The sequence below is a fragment of the Pseudomonas sp. GM80 genome, assembly GCF_000282515.1.
GTDB lineage: Bacteria > Pseudomonadota > Gammaproteobacteria > Pseudomonadales > Pseudomonadaceae > Aquipseudomonas.
The window spans coordinates 15,852-27,948 of record NZ_AKJD01000020.1; the positions used below are offsets into that span (position 1 = coordinate 15,852).

Here is a 12,097-nt window from a genome sequence, read left to right on the forward strand (position 1 = left end):
ATAAGCCAGCTCGAAGGCTGGCTTATGTGTGTACTTCTTAACGCAAAAACAATCAGTCGGCTTTTGGAGCTTCTACCGGCTTGACCGCTTCTTCGTAAGAGACCGATTTGTCGGTCACGCTAGCTTTCTGCAGAACAGTATCCACAACTTGTTCTTCCAGCACAACCGAACGCACTTCGTTCAGTTGCTGCTCGTTCTTGTAGTACCACGACACAACCTGCTCAGGCTCCTGGTAAGCCGAAGCCATTTCCTGAATCATTTCGCGAACGCGAGCTTCGTCAGGCTTCAGGTCGAATTGCTTGACCACTTCAGCCACGATCAGACCCAGCACAACGCGGCGCTTGGCTTGCTCTTCGAACAGCTCGGCCGGCAGTTGATCAGGCTTGATGTTGCCACCGAACTGCTGAACAGCCTGCACGCGCAGACGGTCAACTTCGTTGGACAGCAGAGCCTTAGGCACTTCGATCGGGTTGGTGGCCAGCAGACCGTCCATTACCTGATTCTTGACCTTGGATTTGATCGCCTGACGCAGTTCACGCTCCATGTTCTTGCGAACTTCGGTGCGGAAACCGTCGATGCCGCTTTCCTTGATGCCGAATTGAGCGAAGAACTCTTCGTTCAGCTCAGGCAGCTTAGGCTCGGAGACAGTGTTGACAGTCACGGTGAACTCGGCGGCTTTGCCAGCCAGGTCGAGGTTTTGATAGTCCTCTGGGAAGGTCAGGTTCAGAACGCGCTCTTCGCCAGCTTTTGCACCTACCAGACCTTCTTCGAAGCCCGGGATCATGCGGCCGGAACCCAGTACCAGCTGGGTGCCTTTGGCGGAGCCGCCAGCGAAGACTTCGCCGTCAACCTTGCCAACGAAATCGATGTTCAGTTGGTCTTCGTTCTGGGCAGCGCGATCGGCCACTTCAAAACGGGTGTTCTGCTTGCGCAGGATGTCGAGCATTTTGTCCAGGTCAGCGTCAGCCACGTCAGCGCTCAGGCGCTCAACAGTGATGCCGTCGAAACCGGCAACGGTGAACTCAGGGAACACTTCGAACACTGCAACATATTCCAGGTCCTTGCCAGCTTCGAGCGACTTAGGCTCGATCGAAGGCGAACCCGCCGGGTTCAGCTTCTGCTCAACCACAGCTTCGTAGAAGGAGGACTGGATCACGTCGCCTACAGCTTCCTGACGCGCATCAGCACCGAAACGGCGCTTGATTTCGCTCATTGGCACTTTGCCTGGACGGAAGCCAGCAATCTTGGCCTTTTGGGCAGTCTGCTGCAGACGCTTGTTGACCTGGCTCTCAATGCGCTCAGCCGGCACGGTGACGCTCATGCGGCGCTCAAGAGCAGTAGTATTTTCAACAGAAACTTGCATGGATATTCCTCGTTGCACAGACGTTAGCCGGCCGTTTCCGACCCCAGAATCAAGGGCATGCATTCTAGTGGGTCAAACTCAAGAAGTCACCCTACTGAAAACGGGTAAAAAAACAGCAGGCAATTTATAGGGACCGATGCACGATTGCAGCGCGCCCCACAGGCGAATACAACTAATCACGCCAGGGCTCTGCGGCGACCTCTTCTATATATAGAGGGGACTGCCAATCGCTCCCTGACGGCCGACCTTGCAAGCAAGCCCGGCGAACAGCGCAGCATCATCGAGCAACATAAATACGACGAAGCGCCCTGCTCCCTGCGACTCAAAGCCAGCAAACGCCAACTTTTGAAACCGCAAAAACAAAAAAGGCGCCAGACTGTTAAATCTGGCGCCTTTCGAAATATGGGGTGGACGATGGGGATCGAACCCACGACAACGGGAGTCACAATCCCGTGCTCTACCAACTGAGCTACGCCCACCATATTGCGTAACAAAAAAGCCAAATAACTTCTTTGTTGAAACCTCACCAGCCCAAAGGCACGAATGAAGCTTTAATTGGTGCGGATGAAGAGACTCGAACTCTTACGCCTCGCGGCGCTGGAACCTAAATCCAGTGTGTCTACCAATTCCACCACATCCGCAGATGAAGCTCTTTAAAGCAAAAACGCCAGACCGTTAAATCTGGCGCTTTTCGAAATATGGGGTGGACGATGGGGATCGAACCCACGACAACGGGAGTCACAATCCCGTGCTCTACCAACTGAGCTACGCCCACCATATCGCGTTACTTGTGCCAAAGCTGCCTAATGGCGCACCCGGCAGGACTCGAACCTGCGACCATCCGCTTAGAAGGCGGATGCTCTATCCAGCTGAGCTACGGGCGCCTTATTAATCTGTACTCTTAAAGGACTACAAACTAAGTGCTTTCCAGTCTTCGCAGAATCGTAATCCCGCTCGACCTTCTTAACCAGTGCTAGGCTGTGCCCGACAAGTGCGACGAATAGTATAGAGCGCTCCAAAGGTCGTCAAATCTTTTTTGAAAAAAATTCATTTAATTAAAGGAGTTAGGGGAATTTGCTGACCAAGCGCCTTTGCCCTCACCGCCCGACATGCGAGAATGCGTTCTCTTTTTTTCCCCTCTCGATGGTTAATCACGCGCAATGACTGCACAACTAATCGACGGCAAATCGATCGCCGCCAGCCTGCGCCAGCAGATCGCCCAACGAGTTGCCGAGCGTCGCCAGCAAGGCCTGCGCACTCCCGGCCTCGCGGTGATCCTGGTCGGCAGCGATCCTGCCTCTCAGGTTTATGTCTCGCACAAGCGTAAAGACTGTGAAGAGGTCGGCTTCCTCTCTCAAGCCTACGACCTGCCCTCTGAAACCACGCAAGACGCGCTGACCGATCTGATTGATCGTCTCAACGACGACCCTGCAATCGACGGCATCCTGCTGCAACTGCCGCTGCCCGAGCACCTGGACGCCTCCAAACTGCTGGAACGCATCCGCCCGGACAAAGATGTCGACGGTTTCCATCCTTATAACGTCGGCCGCCTGGCCCAGCGCATTCCGCTGCTGCGACCGTGCACCCCGAAAGGCATCATGACCCTGCTGGAAAGCACGGGTGTTGATCTATACGGGCTGGACGCCGTGGTTGTCGGTGCTTCCAACATCGTCGGTCGCCCGATGGCGATGGAACTGCTGCTGGCCGGCTGCACTGTCACCGTGACCCACCGCTTCACCAAGGATTTGGCTGGCCACGTCGGCCGTGCCGATCTGGTGGTGGTGGCCGCCGGCAAGCCTGGCCTGGTCAAGGGTGAATGGATCAAGGAAGGCGCGATCGTTGTCGACGTCGGCATCAACCGTCAGGACGACGGCAAACTGGTCGGTGACGTTGTCTACGAAACCGCCCTGCCCCGTGCAGGCTGGATCACTCCAGTACCCGGCGGCGTCGGTCCGATGACCCGTGCCTGCCTGCTGGAAAATACGCTTTATGCAGCGGAAACCCTGCACGCTTAAGACGTGATTTTTGCAGCACCAAAACCCCGCCCTGTGCGGGGTTTTTCATGCCTGAGAAAAAACTGTAACCGTTCGCCGGAAACCCCTCTTTTTACAGGCCTTTTCACGAGATTTTCAGGTCGTTCAAACAACCATCGACAGTTCTTCAGCCATACTCCTAAAATGCGCCGCTTTTAAGAAATAACCCGTTACAAACTAACGGAATATCCAACCTTTATGAGTTCGCCCGCGTGAAAATTCGTCTTTCGATTCTGAGCCTGTTTTTTGCATTTGCAGGCACATGCATCACGCCAACGATCAACGCTGCGGAAACCACCGCTGCCCCACGTGACGCTTCATCTTTGAAGATCGCCTCCGGCAGCGCCCTGCTCATGGATATGCAGACAAACAAAGTCATCTACTCCAGCAACCCTGACGTGATCGTGCCGATCGCTTCCGTCAGCAAGCTGATGACTGGTTTGGTTGTGGTTGAAGCCCGACAGAACATGGACGAATGGATCGATGTCGATATCAGTCACACGCCAGAAATGAAAGGCGTGTTCTCCCGAGTCAAACTGAGAAGTGAACTGCCGCGCCGCGAGATGCTGCTGATTGCTCTGATGTCCTCGGAAAACCGTGCCGCCGCCAGCCTCGCGCACCACTACCCTGGTGGCTACGCAGCCTTTATCGCGGCGATGAACGCCAAGGCCAAGGCGCTGGGCATGACCAACACTCACTACGTCGAGCCGACGGGTTTGTCTGAGCGCAACGTGTCGACTGCACGCGACTTGAGCAAGTTGCTGGTGGCGGCGAGCAAGCACCCGATCTTGAGCGAACTGACCACTACCAAGGAAAAGACCGTGTCTTTTCGCAAACCCAACTACACCCTGGGTTTTCGCAACACCGATCACTTGGTCAATAAAGCCGATTGGGACATCAAGATCACCAAAACCGGCTTCACCAACCCTGCCGGTCATTGCCTGGTATTGGTGACGAAAATGGGTAACCGCCCGGTCGCCCTGGTGATTCTCGATGCGTTTGGCAAATACACTCATTTTGCCGATGCCAGCCGCATCCGCAGCTGGGTAGAAACCGGTCGTAGTGCCGCCGTTCCAGCCGTGGCGCAGCAGTACAAAGCCGAGAAAAACCTGAAATCGCGCCAGAGCGGCGTGGTTGAAGCCTCGAAGTAAACCTGCGATCTAAAGGATTCACCTTCACCAGTGAATTCACCTGCACCGGTGAATTCACATGCACCCGTGGCGAGGGGATTTATCCCCTCGCTACAATAAAACTTAGTAACGCTGAGAGATCTCAATCATTGGGCAACGGCATCTGCTCATCATCAGGAATGCCGTCCCCTTTGCTCGGATCCCGCCCAGGCTCCGGCGTCAGCACATTCGGCCGCGCCATCGGATCACGCAGCGGACTGTCCGGGTCCAGCACCGGATCAACCTCAGGCTCCGGCGTTGTCGGCACACTGTCGGGTTTTTGATCGTCAAAACTTGAATCGGTACTCATACGCACCTCACATCAAGGTTTCAGATTGGCTAACGGGTCATAAGGCTTGGACGGCTTCTTGTCGTCCTCCCCCGGCTCTACGTCTTTGGGGGCTTTGGCCGGGCCGACGGGATCGACCTGCGGATCATCAAGATCCGGCGAGTCCGGATCGAACCCCAGATCGTGGTCCGGCGCGTGTTCGGACGAATGTGGGCCTTTCGGGGATGGGGAATCTGCCATGCTCGCCTCCTTATTCACCCGGAAAATCGGGTTATAGAGGTAAGAGGCCTGCCGGGCGCGGACGTGCCCGGCAGATGACGAACGGGAAACTCAGTGCGCAGCCAATGCCTTCTTCGCCTGCGCCGCTTCATTCTCCTGACCGGCCTGACCGAGTTCGTCGGCCGCCTTCAACCAGCGCTGACGATCAACCGCAGCAGGAATCTGCGTTGGCTTCTGAATCAGAATGGCCCAGCCGCCGGACTTTTCGAATGCCGACTCAAACGCACTGAAGCTCATCAGTTCGCGACGATTCATGCCGGCACGCAGCAGCACGTTCTGCTTGTTACGGTCATAGCCGGACAGAATTGCGTAACGCGGCTCGGCCCAGAATGCCGAGCCCTCACTGAAACGCACCATCACCGGATACCCTGCCGCAACCTGCGTCAACAGTGCAGGCAGATTGCTGTCCAGCGGGTAAACCAGCATGCCGTACTCGCGGGCCAGGTTCTGAATATTCTGCTGCAATTTGTCTTCAGCGCCCGGCAGGTGCAGCGGTTTTTCCAGCAACCCCGGCGTGATCACGATGCCCTGCTGCGATAGCAGACTGGCCAATACCTGAGGGCCGCTCTGGTTGGCCTGACCTCGGTAAAATGTGCCACTGAGTTCGACTCGCTCGGGCAGTCGCTTGACCTCGGGTGCCACACTGCCCGCACAACCAGCCAATGCCGCCGCGCAACTGACGACCAGCAACGCCGCACGAATTCGAGAAAATACCTGCACCATCGTCACTCTCTGTTCAGACGCCGGTCATCGTGTTCCGGCAACGCCTGCGATCATAGGGCGCAGCAAAGCTGCGGTATAGCCTTAAACCGCAGACACGTCGATTGCATAGAGCGAACTGATTGGTCATCAGCGACCTTTGGTCAATAGTCTGAAACACCCCATTGTCTAGACTGTCACTGAAACAGAGCGAATTGAAAAGTGTGCGCCCGATGCAGGGCAAAGAGGAGGCACTGATGAGCCTGACCATGACCATCGTAATGTTGATTGCCGGCTGGCTGGCCGTTGCCACCGCCATGCTGTGGGGCGTACTGCGCGTGTCGCGCCGCCACCATCACCACCCGATCCAGCCAGCACCTGTAGCAAAACCCGAAAAGCACCGTGTCCGTCCCGCTACCGCGCACTGAGCCACGGCATCTTTCAAAAAACACCGAAAGACGCCTGAAATAAAATCCCGGTAGGAGCTGCCGAAGGCTGCGATCTTTTGATCTTAAACATCAAAAGATCGCAGCCTTCGGCAGCTCCTACAGAGGTGGAAAGGCGGGAAGCAGATGGCAAAAAGGCCGCCTGAACTTCGTGAGTTCAGGCGGCCTTTTGTCCTTCAGCGTTTACGCCTGCGCAGCCAGCTTCTTCTGCTTCGCTCGACGCGACATCATGTTCAACACCTCAATACCCGCCGAGAACGCCATGGCCGCGTACACATACCCTTTCGGTACGTGGGCGCCAAAACCCTCGGCGATCAGGGTCATGCCGATCATGATCAGGAAGCCCAGTGCCAGCATCACCACCGTCGGGTTGTCGTTGATGAACTTGGCCAGCGGCTCAGCCGCAAACAGCATCACCAGAACCGACACCACCACCGCGATGACCATGATCGGCAAGTGCTCGGTCATGCCGACAGCAGTAATGATGCTGTCGATCGAGAACACCATGTCGAGCATCAGGATCTGCCCGATTGCAGCGGCAAAGCCCAGAGTCACGGTCGACGTCGCGGACTTGGGATCTTCCGGCGCCGGGTCCATGCTGTGATGGATCTCGGTGGTGGCTTTCCACACCAGGAACAGACCACCGGCGATCAGGATCATGTCCTTCCACGAGAACGCCTGGCCGAGGACTTCGAACACTGGCTCGGTCAACTGCACGATGAAGGCAATGGTGCTCAACAGCGCCAATCGCAGGATCAGCGCCATGCCGATACCGATGCGCCGCGCTTTCTGCCGATGTTGCTCGGGCAGCTTGTTGGTCAGGATCGAGATAAAGATCAGGTTATCGATGCCAAGCACGATCTCCATCACCACCAATGTGGCCAAAGCTACCCAGGCAGCGGGGCTGGCGGCGAGTTCTAACAGATATTCCATGGGTCAGTCCTGACTCTGTGTACGAAAATTAAATGGTCTTGGAAGAAGATTCGGATTGTTCCGCGTCTTTTTCCGCTGTTTCTTTTTTCTCGATCAACCCGCCAGTGGCATCGCTCAGGGCTTGCTCGGCAGCCTTGTGGGTATCGTCAATCGCCTGTTTTGCGCTTTCGGCGGCTTTGCCCATCAACTGTTGGGCGCTTTTTTCGGCCTGATCGCAACCCGTCAGAACCAGTAAAGACGTAAACAACAACAGTGCCGCAGTTTTAAGTTTCATGATGCTTCCTTGATAAAACAGACAGGGTCACCGGACCGGCCGTCGATGGCTGGGCATTCTAGAGAGGCAAACACTTCAGGAAAATTCGTATTTTTACCGGCTATACTTCGGTTTTTACGAACCCAGAAATAAACAATGTAGGAGCTGCCGAAGGCTGCGATCTTTTGATCTTTTCTTTTAGAAGCAACATCAAAAGATCGCAGCCTTCGGCAGCTCCTACAGGGGAGGCGGATGCTCAATTATCGACAGTTGCATTATTTCTGGGTGGTGGCGAAGACCGGCAGCATCGTGCGTGCCTGCGAGCAACTGAACCTGACGCCACAGACCATCAGCGGGCAGATTTCCTTGCTCGAACAGACGTATGGCATCGAGCTGTTTCGCCGAGTCGGTCGGCAACTGGAACTCACTGAAGCCGGGCGCCAGGCCTTGCCGTATGCCGAACAGATGTTCCAGCTCGGCGGCGAGCTGGAGCTGATGCTGCGCGCGGAGCCCAATGAGCAGCAGATCCTGTTTCGCGTTGGCGTGGCTGACGTGGTACCGAAATCGATTGTTTATCGCCTGATTGCGCCGACCATGGAGTTGAACGAACCGCTGCGCATCACATGTCGCGAGGACAAACTCGAGCGGTTGCTGGCGGATCTGGCGATTCAGCGCCTGGACCTGGTGATTTCCGACAGCCCGATGCCCTCGCACCTCGACATCAAGGGCTACAGCCAAAAGCTCGGGGAATGCGGCATCAGCTTTTTTGCCACCGCTGCATTGGCCGCCAGGTATGGAGAGGATTTCCCGCGCAGCCTGCACGGTGCGCCGCTGTTGATTCCCGGCCCGGAAACCGTGGTGCGCAGCCGCTTGCAACGCTGGTTTGCCGAGCAGCAGATCCAGCCGAAAATTGTCGGCGAATTCGACGACAGCGCCTTGATGCAGGCCTTCGGACAGTCTGGAAGCGGGATTTTTATCGGCCCCAGCGTGATTGCCGAGGAAGTGAAGCGCCAATACGGCGTCGAACTGATTGGCCAGACTGATGCGGTGACCGAGTCGTTCTACGCCATTTCGGTGGAGCGCAAGGTCAAGCACCCCGGCATCGTTGCGATTACCGAAGGTGCCCGACGCGAGTTGTTTACGGCGTTATGAAGGCTCGGCGCACAGGTCGCGCGGCTTGAGTGTCATCAGCACCATGGCGAGGAACACCGACAGCAGAATGAAACCGGCGGCGGCAAAGCCGAGGAAACCCAGCCCCGCACTGTCGATGACCCGGCCACCGACCATTGCGCCCAGGCCGATCCCCAGGTTAGCCCCGGCGATGTTCAACGAGGCCGCGAAGGCCGGCGCTTCCGGCGCGGCTTTCATCAGGCGTACGTGACTGACCAAGAACAACGCGGCCTGAGTAATGCCCCAGATTCCCATCGCCACCGCCAGCCCCAGCGGCGAATGAATGTTCGGCACCAGCGACACCATGCCGGCGATCATGAATGCACAAAACAACACCGACGCCCCCAGCGGATGGCGGTCCACTGCACGACCGCCCAGCGAGTTGCCGATCAGTCCGACGGCGCCGAAGCCCATCAGACACCAGCCGACCACGGTGCCGTTGAAACCGGCCAGACGTTCAAGAATGTCGGCGAGATAGGTGTAAGCGGTAAACATGCCGCTGAACACCAGAATCGACAGCACGATATGGCCGATCATCAACGGGCTGCGCAGAATGTTGAACTGCGAGCGGAAGCTCACCTGATGCTGGTGCAAACTGGTTTTCGGCAAGTAGACAAACAGCAGCAAAGCCTTGGCAAAGGCGATCACCGCCAGAATGCCGAAGGCACTGCGCCAGCCGAATGCATCGGAAATCAGCGTGCCGACCGGAATGCCGAACACCGTGGCGCAGACAATACCGAAACCGATCTTGGCGATCGCACGACCGGCGAAATCCGGGCCAACGATGTCCACCGCCGTCTCACTGGCCAGCGCCCAGAACACCGGCAGACCGAGCGCGGGGATCAAGCGGGCAAACGCCATCACCCAGATATTCGGCGCGAGCGCCGCGACGGTATTGGCCAGGCCAAACATGATCAGGATGCTGATAAACAGCTTGCGCCGCTCGAAGCGGGCGAAATACGCGGTCAGGAAAGGCCCGAACAGCGCCACGGTAAAGGCGAACAGCGTCACCAGCAAACCGGCCTGGGGGATGGTCACTTCGAGGTCTCGGGCTATCGCCGGCAGCAGGCCGACGATAACGAATTCCGTGGTCAGCACGGTAAAACCGGCGGCGGACAACAGAAGAATGGGCAACAGCATGGCAACTCCAGCAAAACGACGACACCAGCGTTGACCCGAGGGCCCGCTGGCAGAACTTGAAAATAAGGATGCGCAATCTTAACAGAGTGTGTCCGGGCTGACTTGCACAAACCTGCCGACTTTGTTGCCTGATCCGGTGGCAGATCGTCACACGCCTGAAGGATGGGACTTACGCTGTGATAAAGTCCGCGCCCTGAAAAACGTACAGCTTGTTCAACGATCGGTTTATTGACGTTGAAAGCGCTTCAATCCTTTCGGTTCGTGACGCTGGTCTGCCCCCGATTCGCCGGCGCTTTCATGCAACCTGCAGCCTATAAAAAATCAGAGATGCCGCTATGACTGCTTCATCCCCTTCTGTCTTGCAACGTCTGAAGAACCTGAGCCTGGTCGCACAGATCCTCATCGGCCTGATTGCCGGTATCGCTTTGGCGATGTTTGCCCCGCAAGTGGCGAAAGACACCGCGTTCATCGGCAAGGTATTTGTTTCGGCGTTGAAAGCCGTGGCACCGATTCTGGTGTTCGTGCTGGTGATGGCTTCGATTGCCAACCATAAACACGGCCAGGAAACGCACATTCGGCCGATTCTGTTCCTGTACTTGCTGGGCACGTTCGCCGCCGCAGTGGTGGCTGTGGTTGCCAGCATGGCATTCCCGTCGCATCTGGTGCTGGCCACCGAAAACGTTGCGGTGACTGCGCCGGGCGGCATCGCTGAAGTGTTGCAGAGCCTGCTGCTGAGCGTGGTGGACAATCCGGTGAAGGCGCTGATCGAAGCCAATTTCATCGGCATTCTGGCCTGGGCCATCGGCATGGGCGTGGCGATTCGGCATGCCGGCGATACCACCCGTGAAGTGCTCGGTGATCTGTCCAACGGCGTGACCCTGATTGTGCGCGTGGTGATTCGCTTTGCCCCGCTGGGCATTTTCGGCCTGGTCGCCTCGACGCTGGCCACCTCCGGTTTCGGCGCGCTGATCGGCTACGCGCACCTGCTCGCCGTGCTGCTCGGCTGCATGCTGTTCGTGGCGCTGGTGATGAACCCGCTGATCGTGTTCTGGAAACTGCGCCGCAACCCGTACCCGCTGACCCTCAAGTGCCTGCGCGAAAGCGGCATCACCGCCTTCTTCACCCGCAGTTCGGCGGCGAACATTCCGGTCAATCTGGAATTGAGCAAGCGCTTGGGCCTGCACGAAGACACTTACTCGGTATCGATTCCACTGGGCGCGACCATCAACATGGCCGGCGCGGCAATTACCATCACTGTGCTGACCCTGGCTGCCGTGCATACTTTGGGCATTGCGGTGGACATCCCGACCGCGATTCTGCTCAGCGTGGTCGCGGCCATCTGCGCCTGTGGCGCTTCGGGCGTGGCCGGTGGTTCGTTGCTGCTGATTCCGCTGGCGTGCAGCCTGTTTGGCATTCCAAGTGAAATCGCCATGCAGGTGGTGGCGGTCGGTTTCATCATTGGTGTGTTGCAGGATTCTGCCGAAACGGCGCTGAACTCCTCCACCGACGTGCTGTTCACCGCAGCGGCGTGCCTGGGCGAAGAAGCGAAAGCCCAACGCGCTTGAAGATCAAAAGATCGCAGCCTTCGGCAGCTCCTACATCTGGAATGCGTTCCCGGTAGGAGCTGCCGAAGGCTGCGATCTTTTGCTTCAGCCAACAAAAAGCCCGCCAAGGCGCAAACCTTGGCGGGCTTTTTGTTGCCGGAAGTTTTAGAACGCGCCCATGTAATCGCGTTTACCCACTTCAACACCGTTATGACGCAGCAGCGCATACGTGGTGGTGACGTGGAAGAAGAACTGCGGCAGGCCGTAAGTCAGCAGGTAAGCCTGGCCGCTGAAGCGCTTCTCTTTCGGCGTGCCCGGACGGGTAACGATTTCGATGCCTTCCTTGCCATCGATCTGCTCTGGCTTGATCTCGCCGATGTAAGCCAACACCTTGGTGATCAAGGCTTGAAGTTCGGCGAAGGTGGTTTCGGTATCGTCGTACTTCGGCACTTCGACTTCAGCCAGACGCGAGGAAACGCCTTTGGCGAAGTCCACCGCGATCTGCACCTGACGGGTCAGCGGGAACATGTCCGGAAACAGACGCGCCTGCAGAAAAGCGTTCGGGTCGATGTTTTTCTCGGTGGCGTGGGCTTCAGCCTTTTTCAACACATCGCTCAAAGCGTTGAGCATTTGTTGAAAAACCGGGACGGATGCGGCGTACAGGGAAATAGTCATGGCAGTCTCGTGTGGTGGCTGGGTGGAACAAGGAGGCGATTATAGCCATGCTTGATGACCACACGGCTTGCCTTTTGTTAGGCAAGGATTAGGCTAGGCGCCTT

The 12,097-nt window shown here is 57.0% G+C and carries 13 protein-coding genes and 4 tRNA genes; 5 read left to right on the top strand and 12 right to left on the bottom strand.

Annotated features, from left to right (window positions below; genetic code table 11):
* Window positions 1-52: 52 nt before the first annotated feature.
* The 5 genes from tig to PMI37_RS02520 all read right to left on the bottom strand — a co-directional run bounded on the left by tig (window position 53) and on the right by PMI37_RS02520 (window position 2,247).
* Window positions 53-1,363: a trigger factor gene (gene tig / locus PMI37_RS02495; protein WP_008077716.1), complete on the bottom strand. Its 1,311-nt coding sequence runs from the start codon at window positions 1,361-1,363 to the stop codon at window positions 53-55.
* A gap of 403 nt (window positions 1,364-1,766) precedes the next feature.
* A tRNA-His gene (locus PMI37_RS02505) sits at window positions 1,767-1,842 on the bottom strand.
* Between the two features lie 77 nt (window positions 1,843-1,919).
* A tRNA-Leu gene (locus PMI37_RS02510) sits at window positions 1,920-2,004 on the bottom strand.
* A gap of 58 nt (window positions 2,005-2,062) precedes the next feature.
* Window positions 2,063-2,138 (bottom strand) — tRNA-His (locus tag PMI37_RS02515).
* Between the two features lie 32 nt (window positions 2,139-2,170).
* A tRNA-Arg gene (locus tag PMI37_RS02520) sits at window positions 2,171-2,247 on the bottom strand.
* A 276-nt stretch (window positions 2,248-2,523) separates the two neighbouring features.
* Between PMI37_RS02520 and folD the strand changes: the two genes are divergently transcribed.
* Window positions 2,524-3,378, top strand: coding sequence for a bifunctional methylenetetrahydrofolate dehydrogenase/methenyltetrahydrofolate cyclohydrolase FolD (gene folD / locus PMI37_RS02525; RefSeq protein WP_008077717.1), 855 nt, complete (start codon window positions 2,524-2,526; stop codon window positions 3,376-3,378).
* 230 nt (window positions 3,379-3,608) lie between these two features.
* Window positions 3,609-4,547: a D-alanyl-D-alanine endopeptidase gene (gene pbpG / locus PMI37_RS02530; RefSeq protein ID WP_008077722.1), complete on the top strand. Its 939-nt coding sequence runs from the start codon at window positions 3,609-3,611 to the stop codon at window positions 4,545-4,547.
* A 121-nt stretch (window positions 4,548-4,668) separates the two neighbouring features.
* Here pbpG and PMI37_RS02535 read toward each other — a convergent pair whose 3' ends face one another.
* From PMI37_RS02535 to PMI37_RS02545, 3 genes are all read right to left on the bottom strand, one after another.
* Window positions 4,669-4,875 (bottom strand): hypothetical protein, encoded by a 207-nt coding sequence (locus PMI37_RS02535; protein WP_008077724.1) that lies wholly within the window; start codon window positions 4,873-4,875, stop codon window positions 4,669-4,671.
* 12 nt (window positions 4,876-4,887) lie between these two features.
* Window positions 4,888-5,094 (bottom strand): DUF6021 family protein, encoded by a 207-nt coding sequence (locus tag PMI37_RS02540; protein WP_008077726.1) that lies wholly within the window; start codon window positions 5,092-5,094, stop codon window positions 4,888-4,890.
* A gap of 90 nt (window positions 5,095-5,184) precedes the next feature.
* A complete protein-coding gene (locus PMI37_RS02545) occupies window positions 5,185-5,856 on the bottom strand; it encodes a peptidase C39 family protein (RefSeq protein ID WP_008077728.1) in 672 nt (223 codons plus the stop codon).
* Window positions 5,857-6,089: 233 nt separating this feature from the next.
* On the opposite strand from PMI37_RS02545, the gene PMI37_RS32000 reads away from it, so the two are divergent.
* Window positions 6,090-6,260, top strand: coding sequence for a hypothetical protein (locus PMI37_RS32000; RefSeq protein ID WP_008077729.1), 171 nt, complete (start codon window positions 6,090-6,092; stop codon window positions 6,258-6,260).
* Between the two features lie 201 nt (window positions 6,261-6,461).
* Here PMI37_RS32000 and PMI37_RS02555 read toward each other — a convergent pair whose 3' ends face one another.
* Both PMI37_RS02555 and PMI37_RS02560 read right to left on the bottom strand, forming a co-directional pair.
* Entirely contained in the window at window positions 6,462-7,211 is a 750-nt protein-coding gene (locus PMI37_RS02555) for a TerC family protein (protein WP_008077731.1), read from the bottom strand.
* Window positions 7,212-7,239: 28 nt separating this feature from the next.
* On the bottom strand, window positions 7,240-7,485 hold the full coding sequence (locus PMI37_RS02560; RefSeq protein ID WP_008077733.1) for a hypothetical protein: 246 nt from the start codon (window positions 7,483-7,485) through the stop codon (window positions 7,240-7,242).
* Window positions 7,486-7,716: 231 nt separating this feature from the next.
* Between PMI37_RS02560 and nhaR the strand changes: the two genes are divergently transcribed.
* Complete coding sequence (gene nhaR, locus PMI37_RS02565) at window positions 7,717-8,616, top strand: transcriptional activator NhaR (RefSeq protein ID WP_008077735.1); 900 nt, start codon at window positions 7,717-7,719, stop codon at window positions 8,614-8,616.
* Here the strand turns inward: nhaR and PMI37_RS02570 are convergent.
* Complete coding sequence (locus PMI37_RS02570) at window positions 8,611-9,774, bottom strand: MFS transporter (RefSeq protein WP_008077737.1); 1,164 nt, start codon at window positions 9,772-9,774, stop codon at window positions 8,611-8,613. The two genes, nhaR and PMI37_RS02570, sit on opposite strands and share 6 nt — an antisense overlap.
* Before the next feature lie 335 nt (window positions 9,775-10,109).
* On the opposite strand from PMI37_RS02570, the gene sstT reads away from it, so the two are divergent.
* Complete coding sequence (gene sstT / locus PMI37_RS02575) at window positions 10,110-11,339, top strand: serine/threonine transporter SstT (protein ID WP_008077739.1); 1,230 nt, start codon at window positions 10,110-10,112, stop codon at window positions 11,337-11,339.
* Between the two features lie 144 nt (window positions 11,340-11,483).
* Here the strand turns inward: sstT and PMI37_RS02580 are convergent, their stop codons facing one another.
* A complete protein-coding gene (locus tag PMI37_RS02580) occupies window positions 11,484-11,993 on the bottom strand; it encodes a DUF1993 domain-containing protein (RefSeq protein WP_008077741.1) in 510 nt (169 codons plus the stop codon).
* Between the last annotated feature and the right edge of the window lie 104 nt (window positions 11,994-12,097).

Bases quoted from the DNA above. Each gene is read 5' to 3' on its own strand.
- tig (WP_008077716.1), bottom strand. From the start codon at position 1,363: ATGCAAGTTTCTGTTGAAAATACTACTGCTCTTGAGCGCCGCATGAGC.
- folD (WP_008077717.1), top strand. From the start codon at position 2,524: ATGACTGCACAACTAATCGACGGCAAATCGATCGCCGCCAGCCTGCGC.
- PMI37_RS02535 (WP_008077724.1), bottom strand. From the start codon at position 4,875: ATGAGTACCGATTCAAGTTTTGACGATCAAAAACCCGACAGTGTGCCG.
- PMI37_RS02540 (WP_008077726.1), bottom strand. From the start codon at position 5,094: ATGGCAGATTCCCCATCCCCGAAAGGCCCACATTCGTCCGAACACGCG.
- PMI37_RS02545 (WP_008077728.1), bottom strand. From the start codon at position 5,856: ATGGTGCAGGTATTTTCTCGAATTCGTGCGGCGTTGCTGGTCGTCAGT.
- PMI37_RS32000 (WP_008077729.1), top strand. From the start codon at position 6,090: ATGAGCCTGACCATGACCATCGTAATGTTGATTGCCGGCTGGCTGGCC.
- PMI37_RS02555 (WP_008077731.1), bottom strand. From the start codon at position 7,211: ATGGAATATCTGTTAGAACTCGCCGCCAGCCCCGCTGCCTGGGTAGCT.
- PMI37_RS02560 (WP_008077733.1), bottom strand. From the start codon at position 7,485: ATGAAACTTAAAACTGCGGCACTGTTGTTGTTTACGTCTTTACTGGTT.
- nhaR (WP_008077735.1), top strand. From the start codon at position 7,717: ATGCTCAATTATCGACAGTTGCATTATTTCTGGGTGGTGGCGAAGACC.
- PMI37_RS02570 (WP_008077737.1), bottom strand. From the start codon at position 9,774: ATGCTGTTGCCCATTCTTCTGTTGTCCGCCGCCGGTTTTACCGTGCTG.
- sstT (WP_008077739.1), top strand. From the start codon at position 10,110: ATGACTGCTTCATCCCCTTCTGTCTTGCAACGTCTGAAGAACCTGAGC.
- PMI37_RS02580 (WP_008077741.1), bottom strand. From the start codon at position 11,993: ATGACTATTTCCCTGTACGCCGCATCCGTCCCGGTTTTTCAACAAATG.